This is a genomic window from Micromonospora sp. CPCC 206061 (genome assembly GCF_036906915.1).
In the GTDB taxonomy this organism is placed as follows: domain Bacteria; phylum Actinomycetota; class Actinomycetes; order Mycobacteriales; family Micromonosporaceae; genus Phytohabitans.
In genome coordinates, this window is record NZ_JBAKHX010000071.1 from 25,022 (window position 1) to 43,511 (window position 18,490).

17 protein-coding genes and 3 pseudogenes are annotated in these 18,490 nt (G+C 67.4%); 10 read left to right on the top strand and 10 right to left on the bottom strand.

The genetic code is table 11. The annotated features are described in order from the left end of the window. The first annotated feature begins 108 nt into the window (after window positions 1–108). Window positions 109–366 (top strand): hypothetical protein, encoded by a 258-nt coding sequence (locus V6V89_RS32320; protein ID WP_334623331.1) that lies wholly within the window; start codon window positions 109–111, stop codon window positions 364–366. Here the strand turns inward: V6V89_RS32320 and V6V89_RS32325 are convergent. Next, window positions 363–878 (bottom strand): glyceraldehyde 3-phosphate dehydrogenase NAD-binding domain-containing protein, encoded by a 516-nt coding sequence (locus tag V6V89_RS32325; RefSeq protein ID WP_334623332.1) that lies wholly within the window; start codon window positions 876–878, stop codon window positions 363–365. The genes V6V89_RS32320 and V6V89_RS32325 overlap by 4 nt on opposite strands. A 300-nt stretch (window positions 879–1,178) precedes the next feature. Between V6V89_RS32325 and V6V89_RS32330 the strand changes: the two genes are divergently transcribed. Together V6V89_RS32330 and V6V89_RS32335 are read left to right on the top strand one after the other, a co-directional pair. Next, window positions 1,179–1,490 carry a hypothetical protein gene (locus tag V6V89_RS32330; protein ID WP_334623333.1) on the top strand — a complete coding sequence of 104 codons (312 nt, stop codon included), beginning with the start codon at window positions 1,179–1,181 and terminating at the stop codon, window positions 1,488–1,490. Between the two features lie 85 nt (window positions 1,491–1,575). Next, window positions 1,576–1,944, top strand: a complete 369-nt coding sequence (locus V6V89_RS32335) for a hypothetical protein (RefSeq protein ID WP_334623334.1) — start codon at window positions 1,576–1,578, stop codon at window positions 1,942–1,944. Between the two features lie 13 nt (window positions 1,945–1,957). Here the strand turns inward: V6V89_RS32335 and V6V89_RS32340 are convergent, their stop codons facing one another. The 4 genes and pseudogenes from V6V89_RS32340 to V6V89_RS32355 all read right to left on the bottom strand — a co-directional run. Next, entirely contained in the window at window positions 1,958–2,191 is a 234-nt protein-coding gene (locus V6V89_RS32340; protein WP_334623335.1) for a hypothetical protein, read from the bottom strand. Between the two features lie 428 nt (window positions 2,192–2,619). Continuing rightward, window positions 2,620–4,383: a flavin monoamine oxidase family protein gene (locus tag V6V89_RS32345; protein WP_334623336.1), complete on the bottom strand. Its 1,764-nt coding sequence runs from the start codon at window positions 4,381–4,383 to the stop codon at window positions 2,620–2,622. Continuing rightward, window positions 4,355–6,277, bottom strand: coding sequence for a thiamine pyrophosphate-binding protein (locus V6V89_RS32350; RefSeq protein ID WP_334623337.1), 1,923 nt, complete (start codon window positions 6,275–6,277; stop codon window positions 4,355–4,357). The genes V6V89_RS32345 and V6V89_RS32350 overlap by 29 nt, the downstream gene beginning before the upstream one ends. A gap of 442 nt (window positions 6,278–6,719) precedes the next feature. Then, window positions 6,720–6,869 (bottom strand): annotated as a pseudogene (locus V6V89_RS32355) (site-specific integrase); the annotation flags it as partial. A 556-nt stretch (window positions 6,870–7,425) separates the two neighbouring features. Between V6V89_RS32355 and V6V89_RS32360 the strand changes: the two are divergent. Further along, window positions 7,426–8,934 carry a hypothetical protein gene (locus V6V89_RS32360; RefSeq protein ID WP_334623338.1) on the top strand — a complete coding sequence of 503 codons (1,509 nt, stop codon included), beginning with the start codon at window positions 7,426–7,428 and terminating at the stop codon, window positions 8,932–8,934. Between the two features lie 1,216 nt (window positions 8,935–10,150). Here the strand turns inward: V6V89_RS32360 and V6V89_RS32365 are convergent. The 3 genes from V6V89_RS32365 to V6V89_RS32375 form a co-directional block, all read right to left on the bottom strand. Continuing rightward, window positions 10,151–10,588, bottom strand: a complete 438-nt coding sequence (locus V6V89_RS32365) for a hypothetical protein (protein WP_334623339.1) — start codon at window positions 10,586–10,588, stop codon at window positions 10,151–10,153. Between the two features lie 1,187 nt (window positions 10,589–11,775). After that, window positions 11,776–11,982 carry a hypothetical protein gene (locus tag V6V89_RS32370; RefSeq protein WP_334623340.1) on the bottom strand — a complete coding sequence of 69 codons (207 nt, stop codon included), beginning with the start codon at window positions 11,980–11,982 and terminating at the stop codon, window positions 11,776–11,778. A 43-nt stretch (window positions 11,983–12,025) separates the two neighbouring features. Further along, the gene (locus V6V89_RS32375; protein ID WP_334623341.1) at window positions 12,026–13,888 is read right to left on the bottom strand and encodes a transketolase; all 1,863 of its coding nucleotides are present in this window, start codon (window positions 13,886–13,888) and stop codon (window positions 12,026–12,028) included. 117 nt (window positions 13,889–14,005) lie between these two features. Here V6V89_RS32375 and V6V89_RS32380 point away from each other — a divergent pair, with 117 nt between their 5' ends. After that, window positions 14,006–14,614, top strand: a complete 609-nt coding sequence (locus V6V89_RS32380; RefSeq protein ID WP_334623342.1) for a DUF6518 family protein — start codon at window positions 14,006–14,008, stop codon at window positions 14,612–14,614. A gap of 52 nt (window positions 14,615–14,666) precedes the next feature. Here V6V89_RS32380 and V6V89_RS32385 read toward each other — a convergent pair whose 3' ends face one another. Further along, window positions 14,667–14,933, bottom strand: a complete 267-nt coding sequence (locus V6V89_RS32385; protein ID WP_334623343.1) for a Rieske (2Fe-2S) protein — start codon at window positions 14,931–14,933, stop codon at window positions 14,667–14,669. Here V6V89_RS32385 and V6V89_RS32390 point away from each other — a divergent pair. The 5 genes and pseudogenes from V6V89_RS32390 (at window position 14,932) to V6V89_RS32410 (ending at window position 17,778) form a co-directional block, all read left to right on the top strand. Then, window positions 14,932–15,555: a hypothetical protein gene (locus V6V89_RS32390; RefSeq protein WP_442935261.1), complete on the top strand. Its 624-nt coding sequence runs from the start codon at window positions 14,932–14,934 to the stop codon at window positions 15,553–15,555. The two genes, V6V89_RS32385 and V6V89_RS32390, sit on opposite strands and share 2 nt — an antisense overlap. Next, window positions 15,552–15,815 carry a hypothetical protein gene (locus tag V6V89_RS32395; RefSeq protein WP_334623345.1) on the top strand — a complete coding sequence of 88 codons (264 nt, stop codon included), beginning with the start codon at window positions 15,552–15,554 and terminating at the stop codon, window positions 15,813–15,815. The genes V6V89_RS32390 and V6V89_RS32395 overlap by 4 nt, the downstream gene beginning before the upstream one ends. Next, a pseudogene (locus tag V6V89_RS32400) lies at window positions 15,815–16,561 on the top strand (replication initiator); the annotation flags it as partial. The gene V6V89_RS32395 and the pseudogene V6V89_RS32400, both read left to right, overlap by 1 nt. Continuing rightward, window positions 16,549–16,767, top strand: a pseudogene (locus V6V89_RS32405) (site-specific integrase); the annotation flags it as partial. The pseudogenes V6V89_RS32400 and V6V89_RS32405, both read left to right, overlap by 13 nt. A 432-nt stretch (window positions 16,768–17,199) precedes the next feature. Beyond that, window positions 17,200–17,778, top strand: a complete 579-nt coding sequence (locus tag V6V89_RS32410; RefSeq protein WP_334623346.1) for a hypothetical protein — start codon at window positions 17,200–17,202, stop codon at window positions 17,776–17,778. 467 nt (window positions 17,779–18,245) lie between these two features. Here the strand turns inward: V6V89_RS32410 and V6V89_RS32415 are convergent. Further along, window positions 18,246–18,490: hypothetical protein (locus tag V6V89_RS32415; RefSeq protein ID WP_334623347.1), on the bottom strand; the 245-nt coding region annotated here is incomplete at its 5' end.

An 18,490-nucleotide genomic window follows, 5' to 3' on the forward strand; every position in this document is an offset into this window, starting at 1 on the left:
CGCGGGGCTAGAGGTAAAGGACGAGGTCGGCGACTTCTTCGATTAGGATCAACGTCTTGATTGCGTTGTGTACCCGACATTGAAACTCGCCGGGGCTGGACTGGGTTGATGCGCTTGATCCAAGCGGCGGCCGTGTCGGCCCGGCTGGATGCGGTACAGATGTACCTCGGCGACGATCAGCGGGTAGGCCAGCTACCTACTCCGGACCGCCCGGCGGCGGGCGTGCTCGAAGGCCATGTCGGCGGCGGACCTAGCGTCGGGTGGACCGTCGAAGCCGAGCACGACCGGCGCGTCGACGGACCCGATGTCGCCGCGCACGACCACCACCGGTCGGTGGGCGTACATCGACAACTTCTCTCCACTTAGGACTGTTGACTCTGATGGAGCTTCGCCTGGGGCGCTGGTGCGGCACCCGCACAGGCAGTGCCCGCCAGCACGCCACGAACAGCGGCGGCTCCACAGCCTGCACGGTCCCGCGCCGCGCCGGTCGAGGTCGGTACCAGGTTGGCGGCGCCGGCCCGGCCGCGCCGTGATTCACGCCGTGCACCACGGTGGGCACGCCATGCGATGCCGTCGGCGCAGACAGGATCACGTACGACTCGCCGGCCTGAAGGTGCCGTTTTGAGGCCCTCCTCGGCTTTGAACACACCGGTGCACTCCAGCACCAGGTCGACGCCGAGCGCGGCCCGCGGCGGGTTCGTCGGGTCATGTTCGGAGAACGCCGGAATCGGTTTGCCGTCGACCAGCAGCGCCCCGTCCGCGGCGCTGACGTCGCGGTGATAGCGCTCGTACACGGTGTCGTAGCGAAGCAGGTACGCCAGGTTGTCTACGTCGGCGACGTCGTTGATCGCGACGAGTTCGAGGCCGTCGTCGTCCAACAGCCAAACTGGTGAGATCGCCGCAGCGCCAGGTAGATCACGACAACCGCTTGGCCGTCGTCGAGCAGGCGCTCGGAGATCGCCCGTCCGATGCCTCGGCCGCCACCGGTGACACGTACGAGTGCCTCATGATCCGACCCTCACCTGAGTCAAGCCCGGCTGTGGCCGGTTTGGCCGAAATGAAAACGCGGACCGGATACCGCCCTAACCTCACGGATGGGGACGGTGACATGCGATGCCGGCCCCGGCGGGAACCGGCCGACATCCGCCCATCAGTAGGACAACGACAGGAGGCCCGTCATGACCAGTGTTCAGGCTCGTCAGAAGGACAAGAACGCCATCGTACTGTCCGCCAAGGACGCCCAGGCGCAGTCCTTCGACAATGTCACCGTCTACTCCTGGGATACCTCCATCCCCGGCAGCGACCAGGGAATGACCTGGACGATGGGGGTTCCCGGCACGGTCGTCGGTGGCGGCATCCACGTCCACGGCTGGTACCCGATCTACACCACCGACAGCTACCCAGCCGACAGCTCAAGCTGGAAGGTCGGGGTCTGGAGCGACACCTCGCAGAATGTCGACGTGACGGTGTACGCGATCAGCATGGCGTGACCTGGCGTGGCCTCCCCGCCGCCGAGACGCACCGGGGCGGGGAGGCCACTGGCCAGGGGGACGCCCCGCCTCTGGGGCGGGTGGGTTGCGGTTCGCGTTCTACGGCCGCATCTCGACCGCCGACTTTCAGGATCGGGCGTCGTCGCGAGCGTGGCTGTACGAGGCTACGGTGGATCTGGTCGCTGGTCGTGGGGTGATCATGGCCGAGTACCTCGACGTCGGCTGTTCCCGCCGGCTGCCTTGGGCTCAACGACCTCAAGCCGCGAACCTGCTGGACGCGATCACCGACCCCGGCCGTAGGTTCGACGCGATCGTGGCGGGTGAGTACGAGCGTGCCTTCGCCGGCGATCAACTGGTCCAGCTCCTACTGCTGCTCGGCCGGTACGGGGTGCAGGTTTGGCTGCCCGAAGCCGGCGGTCCGATCAATATGGACGATCCGGCACATCAGCGCTGATCCTGCTGCTGGGTCACCAGTCACGGCGAGAGATTCTTCGCTCCAGGTTCCCGCGATGCGGGCGCAGGCTCAGGATCAGGGCCGGCATCTTGGTGGGCGGCCGCCGTACGGTTACCGGCTCGTCGACGCCGGCCTGCACCCGAACGCCGCGCACGCCGCCTGGGGTCGCCGGCTGCACCGCCTGGAGGTGGATCCGGTGACCGCGCCGCACGTACGGTGGATCTTCGCGCAGCGGCTGGGCGGGCACAGCACGGCCGGGATCGCACGCACCCTCAACGCCCTCGGTATCCCCTCCCCGCCGCATACGACCGGGCCCGGAACCGGCATCGAGGTAGTGAGGGGTGGACGTTGCGGAGTGTGGCGGCGATCCTGGCCCGCGCTACACCGGCCGGCAGGTCTGGAATCGGCAGTACGTCGACCACAACGAGACGGTCGCCGGGACAAGGCGACCAGCCGCGGCCCTGCGGCGGCGGTCATCCTCGCGGCGATCAGTAGGTACGGCTTCGTCCACGTCGGCGTAGCGGTAGTTCTTCGACCGGGCCGCCAACCTGTGGTCGCGGAAGGTTACGAAGGCGACAAACTACCGCTAGGCCGAGATCTCCGCCCGGGGAAGGCAACGGGTTGTTCCAGCATGCGGAATCTGGGGGCCCTTCGACCTGAGGGCCCCCAGATTGGCTACTGGCCCAGGTAATAGTTCGCCGGCAACCAGCTCGGTCGATCGAGGTGGAAGAACTCTTCCAGGACGACCTCGGCGGTGGTGAGGGCACCTTCGACCCATCCCTGTACGCCCGAATACGCCTCGCCCACTAGATAGACGGGCTTGTCCTTGCCCAGCGGCGTCTTGATTTCCCGCATCACATCTACCACCGGGTACTGCGGCTCCCAGAAATGCCAGCCGCCTCCGAACGGATCGACCGTCCAATCGGCGTACGCGGCGAACAGCAGCTTGGCCAGCGCGGCGTCCTTCGGCAGGGCATGCAGCTCCCGAAGCTGCCGTTCGGCCTGCTCCACCATGGCGGGCGTTGCCTTGTGCATGTGCGGTGGTGGCTCCCAGGTGATGTCCTCGGCGGCCTTCATGCCCGCCGGAAGGAAGAAGGACAGGATCTGGCTGAGCTCGCTTCGCAGTTCGTCGCGTTGCGCGGCCTTCTCCGCCGAGGTCGGCTCCATGCCCCGCCAGAAGTCGACCACGACAGAGTCGTCATAGGACGCCATGACCAGCCCGTGGTGCGGGCCGTTAGCCCACTTCCAGCCATGCTTTTCGCAGCTGTCCGGGCGCAGGTAGTAGGTCTGCCGGATGGGCAGGTCACAGACCGACCGGCCGTGTTGGATCGGGCCGTACTTCGACTGCGGCACAAAGTCCGGATCCTCCCACCAACGGTTCTCATACATCAGGAACAGCTTGAAGGCGGGGTACGGCCGGGCCGAGTCGAGCAGCCAGCGCAGCCTCGGCGAGTGTTGCCAGTCGAAACTTGGGGTGGGTGCGAGCAGTTCCAGCGAGCGGCGCGGCAGGGCCAGCACCAACTGGTCCGCCGAGATGTTCTGCGCCGCCACGCCAGCCGGGCGTACGGTGACCGCGGCCGGACCGCCTTTCTGCTTCGAGGTTAGGTCGAACTTCAGTACGGGTGTCTCCAGGTGGATTTCACCGCCCAACTCGCGAACCTTGGCGGCAAGGGCGATCGGTAGCGACTCGTACCCCTCGGCGAGCGTGTGATAGTCCGGGTTGTCGGCGAACTCCAGCGAGATGTTCTGGATCGCCTCAGCGGCGTTCCAGTTCAGTGCGAGCGAGTAGTAACCGAAGGAGTCGGTGATGAACTTGTACGCCTCGGACGACAGCTCGCGGGAAAGCAGGTTCCAGAATCCGACATCGGTCAGCATCCGGCCGTCGTACTTGAGCTTTCCCTTGGCCTCATCCCAGGCCTTGCGGGTCTTCAAGTCATCGGGTCGGTAGTTGTTGCGCTTCAGCACGTCGGAGATGACCCGCTTGAGATAGTCGACCGACTTCTGGTACCTCTCCCGCTGCTCGGCCGAGTTGAGCCAGTAGCGCTTCTCTTTGATCGCGACCGAATCATCGGCCGCCGGCATGTGCAGCGCGCGCAGGTAACGGATCAGACCGGTAGAGCCGTCCGTGAAGAACGGCACCACCTGCCGGTCCAACCCGATGCCACCCTTGTGGATGAGGTTCCAGACCAGTTGCTGGTCCTCGAAGAAACGCATGCCGCCCAACTCGGCGCGCAGGCCACCCGCGGGACCGGCCGGGTTCCAGGTGAGCAACCGCCCACCGACCCGATCGCTGGCCTCGAAGATCGCCACGGACGGCTTGGGCTTTTTCGCGGGTTGGCCGGACAGCAGGCGCCACGCGGTGTAGAGGCCAGATACGCCAGCCCCGACAATGACAACGTCGTAGTGCTTCTCAAACTGGGCCGAGGGCTGGGAACTCATTGGAGCCTCCTTTGCTGGCGAAGTAGACGTCAAGGCGGGGGAACGCGGGAACCCCGGCGGCGGCCTTGCCCCTGCGCCCCCCGTTGCCGAGCGGCGCGGGAGGGTAGACCGTGCGATCGGTGCGCACTTCCAGGACGTATGGCTTGCGGTCCTCGACCTTCTTGACCGCGGTGGCGAGCTTTTCGGCGAGTTCACCCGGCTGCGACACGCGGGCCGCCTCGATCCCGAACGCCGTGGCCAGCGCCACGAAGTCCACGGGGTTCTGGTCCAACCGCAGGTAGTCCGGGTCGCCCGTGGGCATCCACTGGTAGCTGCTCTCGATGACGCTGAGGCCTTTGAGCAAGGTGCGGTATTCAAGGTTGTTGGTAATCAGGTACAGGATCGGCAGCCGCTGACCGAACGTCGTCCACCAGGTGTGCGGGTAGAACAACGTCGAGCCGTCCCCCACGGCGTTGATGACGGTCCGGCTGTCCCCAACCGCGATCTTGACACCCAGGCTGGCCGGCATGGAGTATCCCAGCGAACCGCCCTCGGCCGCCATATAGCTGCGTGGCGAGTCGTATTTGACGTACGTCTGGAAGGAGGGGGTGTCCGAGATCGCCTCGTTGATGAGAGTCAGCGGCTTGGTGATGACCCCGGTGTCCTGGAGCTTGCGCAACTCAATGGCGATTTGGACACCGGACACCACCGCCTTGTTCGTGCTGGCTTTGCCCTGATGGATGGCCGGCAGCTGCTCAGCGAACTTCTTCAGCTGGCCGTCCCGGTTGCTGGCCAGCGTCTGCAAGTGACGGTCGCGTTCGGTTGCCTTGGCCCGGTCGTACCCGGACACCTTAGTAATCTGTTTGGTAATCAGCGGGAGCGTCGCCTTGATGTCCCCCAGGATCGCGGTCTCGCCGTAGTAGTTCTTGCCGATCTCCCACGGGTCGTTGTGCAGATAAACCTGCGCGACCTTCTCCGGGATGAGTGGCCCGTCCGACCATTTGAACACCACGACCTGGGCTTGGCCGTTGAACCCGCACAGGAACGCCACATCATGCAGGCCGAGCTTGTGGCTCATCTCAGCCTGGCTGCCGGGCAACTCACCCTGCCAGTGGTAATCAGAGTTCGGGAAGCTCAGGTAGCTACTCAGCTGCTCCAGGTAGACCGGGGCACCAATTACCTCGGCCAGCGCGGCCAGCTCTTTCCAGGCGTCCGCCGCTCCCGCACCGTCGCCGACCACGATTACCGGATTCTTCGCGCGGGCAAGCCTTTCCGCGGCCTGCTTCACCGCGCCCGGCTCGCCGGCCGCGCCTGTGGCCACCTTGGTAATCTTCGGCGTCGCGGGGAAGTTCACGGGGGCGATGGTGAACTCCCATGGAATAGACAGGAAAACCGGCCCCTGCGGGGGCGTCAGCGCCGTCTTCAACGCGCGCTGCATCGCCATTGGCAGTTCATCGGCGGTACGGATCTCGTACGCCCATTTCGTGTACTGCCGCGCCACCTGTACCAGATCGGAGGCCAGTAGCGGCTCTTGCAGTAACAGTTCACTGTGCTGCTGTCCACATAGCACCACTATCGGGATGCGTGATTTGGCCGCGTTGAACAAGTTGCCGAGGCCGTGTCCGATGCCGGGAGTGACATGCAGTTCCACCACCCCGGGCTTTCCGGACGTCCGCGCGTACCCCATGGCCGCGCCCATCGCGATGTTCTCGTGCAGGCACGGCACGTAGGTGATCTGGTAGTTAGGGTCTTTCGTGCCGTCGATGATGGGGATCTCGTTGGTCCCCGGCACCCCGAACAGATGAGTCACCCCGGCGTCCCGGAGGTACTCGAAAACAACATCCCGACCAAGTATGTCGGGCTTCCTCACCCGCCGGGCCTTCTCCCGGACCCCCTGCCGCTCGGCGACCACCATTGCATCCCCCGTTTGGTTGGCGAGCAGGATGCGACCGACCGCGCGCGATGGTCAGCGCCCGATCCGCCACATCCAGTTACGGAATGTAGTCTAGCCATCACCTTGCGCTGTAGTCGTGGAAACAACACTCCGGGTGGTTTGGGCACGCCGTTTCTCGTTCAACCTGCCACGAGCGCAAACGCAGCACGCCGGGCAGGTGGCGTGTCGAGCCCATCGACGGTGGCGAGGACGCCGTCAGGCACTGTCGCTCGGGCATCTCCGCGAGGGGCTGCTCTTTGCGTTGGAGGCGAAGGTGACGTGAACGCCCGACGCGTCGTTGGCGCAGTCAGAGATCGGCACTCGGAGCGCCGCACTCGGAGCGCCCTGCGGACGGCGACCCACGCTGGTCGGCTCCTGCGAGGGGGGATGGACGATTCCGCGATCGTGCCTGGTGCCGCTTTGGCTAGGCAGGCTCGGCACGTCTTTGGCGTAGCGGCACGATCGCTGCCGTTGCTTCGGCAGCGTCGCGAGCCAGCTCGGGCAGGACGTCGCCGTATGCCTTTGCGGTGAAGCAGGGGGTGGAGTGGCGCAGCCGGCGGGAGATGACCTTCAGCACCGCCACCACCGGTATTATCGATAGCCTCAGGAACCGACTCATGAGAACTGCTTCGGTCAACACACTCCGGGCCGCCCGCGACTTTCCGTGACGGCTTCAGCTGGTTCAACTGATTGAGTGAATGACCACCGCGTCCCGAGGCCGTCCGCCAGGCGCAGGAACAAGGCATGCACGCCGTCTCGCTCACCGTCGGCGACATCGGCTGCCCGGTCATCACCGCCGACAACCAGGCCGCCGAGTACGACATCACCGACCACTTGATCTCACTCGGGCACCGCCGCATCGCGCAGACCGCGTCGGCCTCGGCCGACATCTGTGCGTCGCGAACGTCTTCACCATCGCCTGCAACAGATCCGGCGACGCGGACTGCAGTTGCTCGCGTAGAAGGCCGGCAGGGTCCACTGGCTCGCCGCCCACGAGGCTCACCGGCCCCGGGCCACCAGGCGATCCTCCGCGCTTGGCGCAACGGTTGGCCCGAGGTGAAAGCCGGGGAATGTTAAGAAGCCATCAAGTAGGGCTGACGCGCTTCCGGGGCGCTTGCGACAGTGCGTAGATGACCCTCAGTCGTAGAGCGGGGGTCGCCGCGGTGCTGGCGGCGGTGACAGTGGTCGCCGCCGGCTGCGACGGCCGCTCCACAGCGCCCACCGACATCACCTCCACCGGTGCCACCCTGCACGCTCAGGCCCGTTGCCTGGCCGAGAGCACCACGAACCCGTGCACCTTCTGGTTCCAGTACTGGCGGAACGGGGACAGCACGGTGCAACGCACCGATCCGGTGGTGGCCAATGTCAACACCAACGGCTACGTCGACGTCCGGCAGGCGGTAACCGGGCTGGCCCCAAACACCGTGTACCACTCGCAGCTGTGCGGCTACGGCGACAGCAACGTCGCCGCACCCGGTATCTGCGTCGGCCTGCCCGGCAGCGCGGTGTCGACGCCGGGCAGCCAGCCCGACGCCCGCGACTACAACGCCACCCAGCGGTTCCGTACCGCCGGCCCGGGAACCATCGGCACCGCCGAGCTCGGCCGTCCACTGTCAACGGCGGACACGGCCGCCAACCCGATCTCCCGGGACGCGGGCCTGAGCGCAGCCTACTCGGACACCCAGAGCCTGTGGCTGTTCGGTGACACCGGACAGCGCAACGGGCCCGCGTTCCTGGCCGGCACGACCGCGGCCGCAGGCCCGTACACCCGGGGTCAGCCACCGAACGCGCTGGAGGAACTGCCCACACCGCCGGCACCGCCTGCCCCTGGCCGCACCTCGCCCGCCCCGTTCCTGCCCCGGCCCGAGGGCCTGCTGACACCGGACGACCCGCCAGTGGCGTGCGGCACCGACCGCAGCTACCCGGCCTCCTGGCCTGGCGGCCTGGCGCGCATCCCGGGCACCTCACGGATGGTCATCGTGTACGCGCAAATGTGCGTCGCGGTCGACCGCGACTGGCCCACCGAGCGGCTCACCCTGGTCGAGTACGACCCGGCGACGAACAGGTTCCTCTCCAGCGCGACGCCGTTCGTGGCCACGCCACTGCAGGCCGGCGTCCCGGTGACGCAGCGGCTCGGATCTCCGGTGTTCGGCGGCGACGGCTTCCTCTACCTGTTCGGCCACGACACGGCCACCGACCGGGTCTTCGTCGCCAGAGTTGCCGCGGACCCAAGTGCCTGGGCAAGCCCTGCCAACTACCGCTGGTGGGGACGGCCCGGTGGCGGACCAGCCCAGTGGACCACGGACCAGTCGTCGGTCATCTCGATCGCCCCGGTCACCGACCCGTGGTCAGTCCATGTAGCCGACTACACCGGCGTGGGCGGCCACCGCCTGGCGATGATCGTCCAGACGGAGTTCGGGACCGGCGGCTTCCAGCTCTTCGAGGCTGCCGCACCGAACGGTGCGTGGTCCGCCGGACCCTCGGCGCGGGCACCCGACACGTGTCAGGGCACGTTCGGCTGCTACGCGCTCGCCGGGCACGCCGAGTTGAGCACCGCCGAGGAGTTCGTCTACTCCTGGTACTCGGCCGGCGATCGCAGCGGGTTCGGGCACATCCGGCTGGCGACCGTCCCCTGGTGACCCGAGTCGTCCCTGCCCGCCGAGCGCCGCCTGGGCATGGCGCGTTGTACGAGGCGGTCACGTTCCGCGCGCCGAAAGCCGGGCACGGTATGGAGCCGACCAACGTGTGGTCGAGAATCGCGCCGGGCTCGCGGATGTCCGCCAGGATGACGGGGCGGCGTCGAGACCGCGCAGCAGCAGGGCTCTGCCCAACTCGCACCGCCACCGGCGGCAAACCCACACGGATACCCAGACGAGATCAAAACGCTCGTCGCCGCCCTCGGCCCAATCCTCGATGTTCTGCGCGACGCCGACCCCACCGACAAAGCCAAGATCTACAGCGAGGTAGGGCTCCGGCTGACCTACCAGCCCGGCCAAACAAAGTGCTTCGCCACGGCGAAGCCACCGGCGATCATGTACGAAGGTTTGGTGTCCGAGGCCCGAGTTGAACCATACGCACACCCGCTGGCGGTGGAGTCATGGACGACGTGGATTGACGTCACCGCAGCCTTCCATTGATCTGGATCAGCTCGCCTGTCGGACCAGTTCGCTTAGTCGGTTTCGTCTCCCACGCCACCACGGACCCGGCCGCCGGGTGCCTCGCCCTGAGCATCGCCGCCATCATCCAGCTGTACCGAAGCGAGCCGTCCGTGATGACTTCTACGATCTTTGGGCCTTCAGAGGGCCGGCCAGCTGGCTAGTCGTCGAGCCGGGGCTCGTGAAGGCCGAGCTTGAGCGAGTCGGTGCCGATAGCGTCGGTCCACCGTTCGGGTCGAAAGTCGGCGGACTTATTGGCACGGTAGACCGCCGCGGTGGGCCATTCACCGAGGTACATCTCGTCGGTGAAGCTGACGTCGAGGGAGTGGGTGTCAAGATCGTCCTCGCCGGTCCAGGCCTGCAGCTTGGGATGGTGTCGTCTGGCGTGACGATCGCGTCGACGGCGACCTGGCCAGCACGGGCCCGACCCGCCGGTCGCCGGACTGGGTCGCGGACAGGTGGTCCATCGCCTGGGTCAGTGCCGGGCCGTGGTAGCGCTGCTCGCGGTTCGCGATCACCTCGCAGAGGCCGGCGTCCGCCAACGCGGTGAACAGTTCGGCGTACCCCGTCGGTGGAGGCGTTGTCGACGACCACGAGCCGTGCCGGGGCGGTGCGCGATACCGCGTAGACGGCCTGCGCGGTGACGGCCAGCGTGTTGTAGCTGACCATCACGACCCCGACCCGATCGGCGGGCGATTGGTCAGTCGGCCATGGGTGACGGCGCATCCTTCTGTTGTACCGGCCACCGCCTCGTGGCGATCGCCACGAGGAAGACAGCGGTGAGGACGAACCAGATGCCTCCGTTGATGCCGTCTTCCAGGTTGCCGCGCGGTCCGCCGCGGTCGGCCACCGTCGCACCGATCATCGCGACGATGAAACTGCCGACGAACATCGCGACGGCGCCACCGATCGCGACGATGAGTCGGGCGACGAAGGGCGCGCGGAACGCGCCGACGACGAAGATCGCGAAGGCCGCCAGGGCACCGAAGAGCAGGTTCATGTAGTCGGTCAGCTCGGCCGCGTAGCGGTCGGCGCTGAAATAGATGACGGCCTTGACCACCTGCGTGGCTCCACCGATGAGGCCGATGACCGAACAGATCCCGAGCAACACCCTGCCGACGATCACTGAGACATTCACGGGCCACAGTGTAGGCGTCATAATCCGGGAGGGGTCCCGGCCGTGCGCCTGCGGGTCTTCGCTGGAGAGGCCGCAGCAGGCGACCAGGTGTAGCAAGGTGTCCTTCGCGAGACCACATTGGACAGATATGGAAGGACCTTCTTCAGAAATCCCGAGAGCGCGGCGCAGATCTTGGCGGGCGTCCGGAGCGCCGTCACAAGATCGGCGACAGACCAGATAAACGTGCAAGGATTGCGTACGGGGTGACGCCAAGGAACGGATCCCGGTCGCGCGCGGCGGACGCCTTCGCCTCAGCCGAGAAGACACTGCACGCCAACCTCGGCAAGCACGCTGGCAGCGGTCGGCGTTATAGCGCCTACAGCACCTGTGGCACCGCCACGGCCCGGCCCGCTGCCAAGTCCTGGGCAAACCACCCGCGAACGACGCACCAGCCGCGACCATCATCGCCCCGGCCCACCCCGACCAACGCCGATGTGCCGCAGGCCCGCGCGCGGCAACCACATTTGTCGTGGGTCAGCTGCGCCGCACAATTGCGAGCCTGCCGCGTATCCCGTCAAACGACAGCCACGCTGAGGAACCTCCCTCGATGTCGCCGGCAACGCCTACGATCACCGTTGTCACCGACGAGGGAGGCCCGCATGGGCAAGCGCAAGCAACCGGTGTCCTTCCACGCCTAGGTGACGCAGCACTTCCTAGTTCCTCATCGAGGAGCTTCACTTCGACGGACCCGAGTGCAGCCAGGTGCTGCTACCAGCCGTCCGGTATACCAGTGCTGGGCTGGGGATCGGAATCTTCTTCGACAACGACACACACGACGGAGCCGGTCGAAGAATCTCTGTTTCGATCACTCTCGACATCGAGCAGGGCAGAGTCAAGGCAGACCTGGACCAGCTTGTCGAGGCGGCCGTCTTCGCACCGCGCCACCACGTGGCATGGAAGGCCCACACCGCAGATGCCATGCGCAACACGCTCGACGACAACGCGACGTGGCTCCGCAGACTCATGCCCATCCTCCGCGGGCCCCACGCTCCTCAAGCTCCGCGTCCGCGACCGCGCCGCCGCCTTCATCCACGCGTACGACGCGGGGTTGGCCCCGCGCCGCGACACCTAACCGCCAAGCCCGGACCCTCCCAGACGTAGCCGCCGCGCGGCAGCAGCCGCCGAGCCGGCGGCTACCCGCGCAGGTGTCAGTCGCCTTCGGCGGGGCGGCCTTTCGGCTCCTCGGCATCGGCTGCCTTGCCAGCCTCCGGGCCGTACGGCGAGACCTGATCCGGCGGTACCGGCCGGTGCTCCTTGCCGGCGCGGCTGCCCCTGTCCGGGGGAGGACCGTCGGTCTGCTGGACCAGCCGAGTTTCGCCGCTGCGGCGCATCTCGGGCTGCTGAACGTTTGGCATTGAGCCCACCTTCTTCTCTCTTCTTGTTGCTGAGGGTTTGCGGTCAGCGACCGTCCACCAGCTCTCGGGCGGCGTCGGCGATCGCGTCGGCGTCGATGCCGGCCGCGTGAAGCTGCTCCCGCGGTTTCGCAGAGCCGGGCATTTGGCGGACGGCGAGTTTGCGGACCCGCGGCAGGTCGCCGCTGCCGGCGAGGGCGTCGAGTACGGCGTCGCCGAGGCCACCTTCAGGCCAGTGGTCCTCGACGGTGAGCAACCGGCCCGTCTCGCGCGCGGCCAGGCGCACGGCGGCGGCGTCGACCGGCTTGACCGAGTACGCGTCGATCACCCGAACCGGCAGGCCCTCGGCGGTGAGCCGGTCCGCGGCCGCCAGTGCCTCGTGCACGGTGACGCCAGCGCCGATGATGGTTACCTGGTCGTCGGCCGAGGCTCGCAGCACCCGGCTGCCGCCAATCGGGAACGCCTCTCCCGGCTGGTAGATCACCGGTGTGCCACCGCGGGTCGTGCGTAGATAACTGATGCCGTTCCAGCCGGCCATGCCGGCCACCAGCGCCGCGGTCTGGTTGCCGTCGCAGGGGTAGAGCACCGTGCTGCCGTGCACAGCCCGGAACATCGCCAGGTCTTCCAGACCCATCTGCGACGGCCCGTCCTGGCCGATCGCCACACCGGCGTGGGAACCGCACAGCCTGAGGCTGGCTCGGCTCACCGCCGCCATCCGCACGAAGTCGTACGCGCGCGTCCAGAACGCCGCGAATGTCGCCGCGTACGGCACCCAGCCGCGGACCTGCATCCCGACCGCCGCGGCCAGCATCTGCTGCTCGGCGATGTAGCACTGGAAGAAACGCTCGGGGAACGCCTCCGCGAAGTACTCGGTGCGGGTGGAGTCGGCCACCTCGCCGTCCAGCACGACCACGTCGCCGCGCGCCGCGCCCAACGACGCCAGCGCCTGACCGAACGCGGTGCGCGTAGCTACCTCCTCGCCCACACGGTATGTCGGCAGTTCCAACGCACCAGCGGGGAAGGTGTGCGGCGGAGTCGACCGGTCCGGCTGGGCCACCCGTACCGTGGCGTCGCGTACGCCGCCAAGGTGCTGGATCGCGTCGTCCGCATCCGGCAGTGGCTTGCCATGCCGACCCGGCTGGTCCTCGACCTGCGGCACGCCCCGCCCCTTCATGGTGCGGGCCAGGATCACGGCCGGTCGGCCACGCGTCGCTACCGCCTCGGCGAATCCCCGGTCGATGTCGGTAATGTCGTGCCCATCCACCTCGATCACTCGCCACCCGAAAGCGGTCATGCGCTGTGCGTAGGCGGAAAGGTCCCACTCGTGGCGGGTCGGGCCGCGCTGGCCGAGCCGGTTCACATCCACGATCGCGGTCAGGTTCTCCAGCCCAGCGGTACCGGCATGCTCGAACGCTTCCCAGACCGAGCCCTCGGCGAGTTCACCGTCACCGCACAGCACCCAGATCCGGTACGGCAGCCGGTCCAGCCGCGCCCCCGTCAGGGCCAGCCCCACGCCGATCGGCAGGCCCTGCCCGAGCGACCCGGTGGCCACGTCGACCCACGGCAGCCGGGGCGTGGGATGCCCTTCCAGGCGGCTGCTCAGGTCCCGGTACGTCAACAGCTCGTCGACCGTAATCGCCCCTGCGGCGCGCAGCATCGCGTACAGCAGGGGAGAGGCGTGGCCCTTGGAGAAGACGAGGTGGTCGTTGTGCGGGTTCCGCGGCTCGTGCACGTCGTACCGCAGGTACCGGGCCAGCAGCACGGCCATCAGGTCCGCCGCCGACATCGCCGACGTCGGGTGTCCCGAACCCGCCGCGGCGGAGCACCTCACCGAGTCGACCCGTAGCTGCTGTGCCAGCTCCACCAGCAGGTCGACGCTTACCCTTTCCTCGACACGCGTATCGGCCATGTCCGCCCGCCTACCCGCCGCCCCCGGCGGCAAACCACCTGACGTCGGCCGGCGGTGGATATGGGCATGTCAGTCTCTACCGCGAAGTATTAACTGAATGCGGTTACCATCGCCCCAATGCCGGGCAATCGAGCTGTAGCGGTCTGGTCTGTCGTGGCGGGCGTCCTACTCGGTTCGGCGGACTTCATGTGGATCAAGTACCTGCCGTCGCCATGGGGTGATCTCGGCAATTCCCCGGCGATCTGGGCGGTCGCCGCGTTCTGGCTCGGCTACTGGGTGCGAGCGGGTTGGGTACGGGCTGCGACCGCCGGCGCCGCCATGCTGGTGTTGGCGGTGCCCACCTACTACCTGACGGCCACCGTGGTCCAGCAGGACGACGTGCGGATGATCTGGCAGGCCGCCGCGCAGATCTGGATGCTCTTCGGCGTACTGGCCGGGGTGATCTTCGGGATGGCTGGAACCTGGCCGATGTTGTCGGGCTACCGGGCGCTCGTTGGCACCGCCCTGCCGGGGGCGGTGCTGTGGGGCGAGGCGGCGGTGCTGCTGTACCGCGGCCAATCAGGAGATCTGTGGACGGCAGCCCTCGAGGCGGCGCTCGGCACGGCAGTGATCATGATCGTCGGGCGTTCAGCCCGGCAGCGGATGACCGCACTGGCAATGGCGGTGCCGCTGGCAATCGTCGGGTTTCTGGCCTACTACGTGGTGGGCATCGGCGGTGTGCGGTAGCACGTGCGCGGCACGGCGGCGTCGATCCGTCGGCTGATACGGGAGCTGTTTGTCAGGGCAGGGCGGCTTGCACCCGTCCGTCCGCCACCCGGCTGCGCAGCAGTGGCTGGCTGGACGCGGCAGAGCCGGCCATCGGCGCGCCATCGGCCAGCCGGAACGCACTACCGTGCCAGGGACAGACGACGCAGTCCTCGCTGGCGACGCGGGTCAGCTGGCCTTCGCCCAGCGGCCCGGTGTGGTGCCCGCAGCGCTCGACCATCACGGTCACGTCCCGCTCTGCCGGAGCTGCCTCCTTCACCCACGTCCACGACTGGACCATGGCCAACTCCCCAACCGGCACGCCGGGCTGGTTCGGCTGGGCCAACGCCGTCATCTCCGAACTGGTCCCCATCGCCGCACTGCTCACCATCCGCCGCCGCAAACGCTCCGGCGGACCGATCCTCTACCCGATGGCGCTACTGATCGCCGCTGCCGGTCTGTCCCTGGCCGCACAACTCGGCGTCGCCGTCGGACACGTCGGCCCCTCCGGCTGGCTCCTATCCGCCGTCCCCGCCATCGCCTTCATGGCCCTGGTCAAGTTGGTCCTCGCACCGGTCAAGGCCTCCACACCGGACACCAACACCACCGAGGTCGCCTCAACCAAACCCACCTCCATCACGATCCCGGCTGACGACATTCCGGTCGCTGCGCCGGCCGTCACCGAACCGGCCACTCCCGTAGACGGGTTCGCGCCGGAGGTGCCCATGCACTTGATCCCGACCGCCCGGTTCGCGGTCGTCAACCACGAGCAGACCACCGGCCAGGCCATCACCGCCGACGAGCTCGCCGCCCGCCTGAGCATCACCCCGGCCACCGCCGGACAGCTCCTGGCCACCATCAACCCACCCGCCACGCTGCCGGCACGCATCAACGGCGCCCCAATCGGGGGTGAACCGCGGTGACCCTCTACCTCGTCGACATCGAACAACACACCCACACCTGCCCCGCCGACGCCGACCCCCACCCGGTCGACATCCGCCGCACCATCGTCCACATCACCGACAGCGGCCCCTGCCGGGCACCGGTCACCATCCGCCTCGCCGACACCAGCACGGTCATCCCGTGCGGCCGACACGAACCCGCCGAACGGCAATGCGGCGCCTGCCGCCCCATCGTCACCGAACGAACCATCACCACGACCCTCGACGGGATCACCGCTTGATGGCCTCGACGCTGACCCTCGCACCCCGACCCACCACGGGCCGGGGTGCGGGAGCCTGCGCCGAAACCATCCTCCCGCCACCCGCCTACACCGCCACCGGCTCCGCCCTACTACGCGCCGGCCGCGACGACTACTTCGGCTGGCTCGACCACGTCCGCGCCGCCGCCGGCTGTACTCGACCCATCCGCCTGGTCGGCAGCATCGACAGCGTCGACCCGGCCACCGGTACCCGACTCTCCCGCCGGCACACCATCGACATGCCCGACGCCGCCATCTACAAAGCGTGCGGCAACCGGCGCTCCCGCGTCTGCCCGGCCTGCTCCCGCACCTACCAGGCCGACGCCTACCAGCTGCTACGCGCCGGCCTGGTCGGTGGCAAAGGCGTACCTGAGACCGTCTCCAAGCACCCAGCCGTGTTCGCCACCCTCACCGCCCCGAGCTTCGGCACCGTCCACACCCGACACGTCAAGCAACACACCTGCACCAACCGGCAGCGCTGCGACTGCCGGCCCGAACCCTGCCACGCCCGCCGCGACACCGGCCTATGCCAGCACGGGCGACCGGCCGTCTGCTGGGCACGCCACGAAGCCGGCGACGCGATCCTTGGTCAGCCCCTGTGCCTGGACTGCTACGACCACGACCACCAGGTCGTGTGGAACCTGTTCGCCGGGGAGCTGTGGCGGCGCACCAAGCAAGCCGCCGAACGGCACCTCGCCCAGCTCGCCCGCCGACGACCAGGAAGTCACGCCGCACCCTCGCCCTGCCACTGCGCTGCATCGTCGCATTAAGCGATCACCACAAGCGTCACGGCGAACCGGTTGACGACTCGCTCGTGTTCGCCACCTCGAAAGGCACCGAGCTTGACCGGCACAACGTGCTACGTGCGTTCCGACGCGTCGCCAGAGCGGCTGGCCTCAACGCCCGGCAGTGGACGCCGCGCGATTCCGCACACGTCCGCGCACGTAACGCACGCTATCCCCAAGATCAGGCCGTGCGGTCGACGTCGTGCCGCGCACCATCGCGCAGGCCGTGTGGTCCCCACTTGGTCCCCGGGACGCCGACACGCCCGATGACCGCAGCACACGGTTCAGGAAGTGTGAACACAGCCGGAAGTCGCACGGCAGCGACCTGGCTTGACCTGCTTCGTCACGCTGACCGCCATGTCCAGGAGCTGACCGCTGCTGACCGCCGTCACCCATCCGAACGGGCACGCAAGGGGCACGCGACTGCCAGCTTGGGAATTGGACAGAATCGGGTTGCAGCACGGCTGCTTACCTGTTCGCGTAGGCCTAATGCGGCCTGGGCTTACCTCGGTTGACACCACCGGTGGCCCATGGATGGCCCGACGGTCCCACGCGCCTCAGCGAGACCCTAGGCTGTTTCCATGTCGGCGGAGCATGGGTACATCGACCTTGATGAGCACGATCATGAGCCGGCTGGATCGAGCAGCATCACCCACAACCGCCTTGCGGCCAGACCGAAAATGGTCCCGCGTCTCGTGGCTGCCTTCGTAGCCGGCGTCGTGCTTGGCGGTATCGGCGTGAGCGAGCTGCGGAACTCACGTGAACAGCGGGACCGGACGGCTTCGGTCTTACTCGTAGCCGTCCCTGAATCAGCCGGCGGCGGGGGTTCGGATTCCAAAGGCATCGTCGAACTGGAGGGGCAACTGGCACTGATCAACGCGGGCCCCGCGCCGATCACGGTTCGTGGGGCTACCGCGCAGAGACCGGGCGTCCTGATTAGTGCCACTGGCCAGTCCCGCCTGTTACGCCCCGGTGGTACCGGACGGATCGACGTCAAGCTGCGACTTGAGTGCGCGACCGCGTTCGGGCTTGAGCCGTTGTCGATGCGGTTTTCGGTCGAGACAGATGACAAGCAGGTAAGTGAGGTCAACTACCCCGTCGCCTTGGCGGGAAGCATCTGGCACCACGTGGCCATGCAGCCATGCGAGCGCCGGCGCTGAGACGAAATAGCGTTGGGGCCGAGAGCTGGAGCGGCAATCAACCGCACTGGTCGCTGAAGCTTGACCGACGGTCAAGCAGCGCCAAGCCAACTCCAACTTGACTGATCTTGGTCCCCAGAACGGCGAAAGGGCCGACCCGATTTCCGGATCAGCCCTCTGACCTGCGTCGGGACGGCCGGATTCGAACCGACGACCCCTTGTTACCAATCGCGACGATCACGGGCTTGTCATTGGTTGTTAAGACTCGGCACTGAGCTGCGCAAACGCCGCAGCCCGATGATCACCGTTCATCACTGGTTGTCGACCGTTGACGGGAATTTTCGGGGGGTAAACGGGGGGCGTGGATGGATAGCCACCGCCCCGACGGGTTCGTTCACCGCCCAGCCAGTCATCAGCACAGACCCTCGATGGGAAACCCTGCACCAGGACCACGTTCTGAATAGCGCTCTCGGTGTGTAGGGCTGCGATCACAGTGGCGGCGGCTCGTCGAGCGGCAGGCGGTACGCCGACACATGCCACCGAAATCCGCAGCAGCCACCACGGCGAGGCCGCGAGCACTGCCGCCGGTCATCGCCACCATCGCCTGGCAGCGCCGCCTTCCCGCTCGGCGTACCGATGGCCACCAAGCACTCCCGCAGCTCGCCGCTACCTAGTGCCGCGTCACGCAACCTTGATCGTGTAATCGGGGTGGCGGATCTTGGAGTCGGGGGCG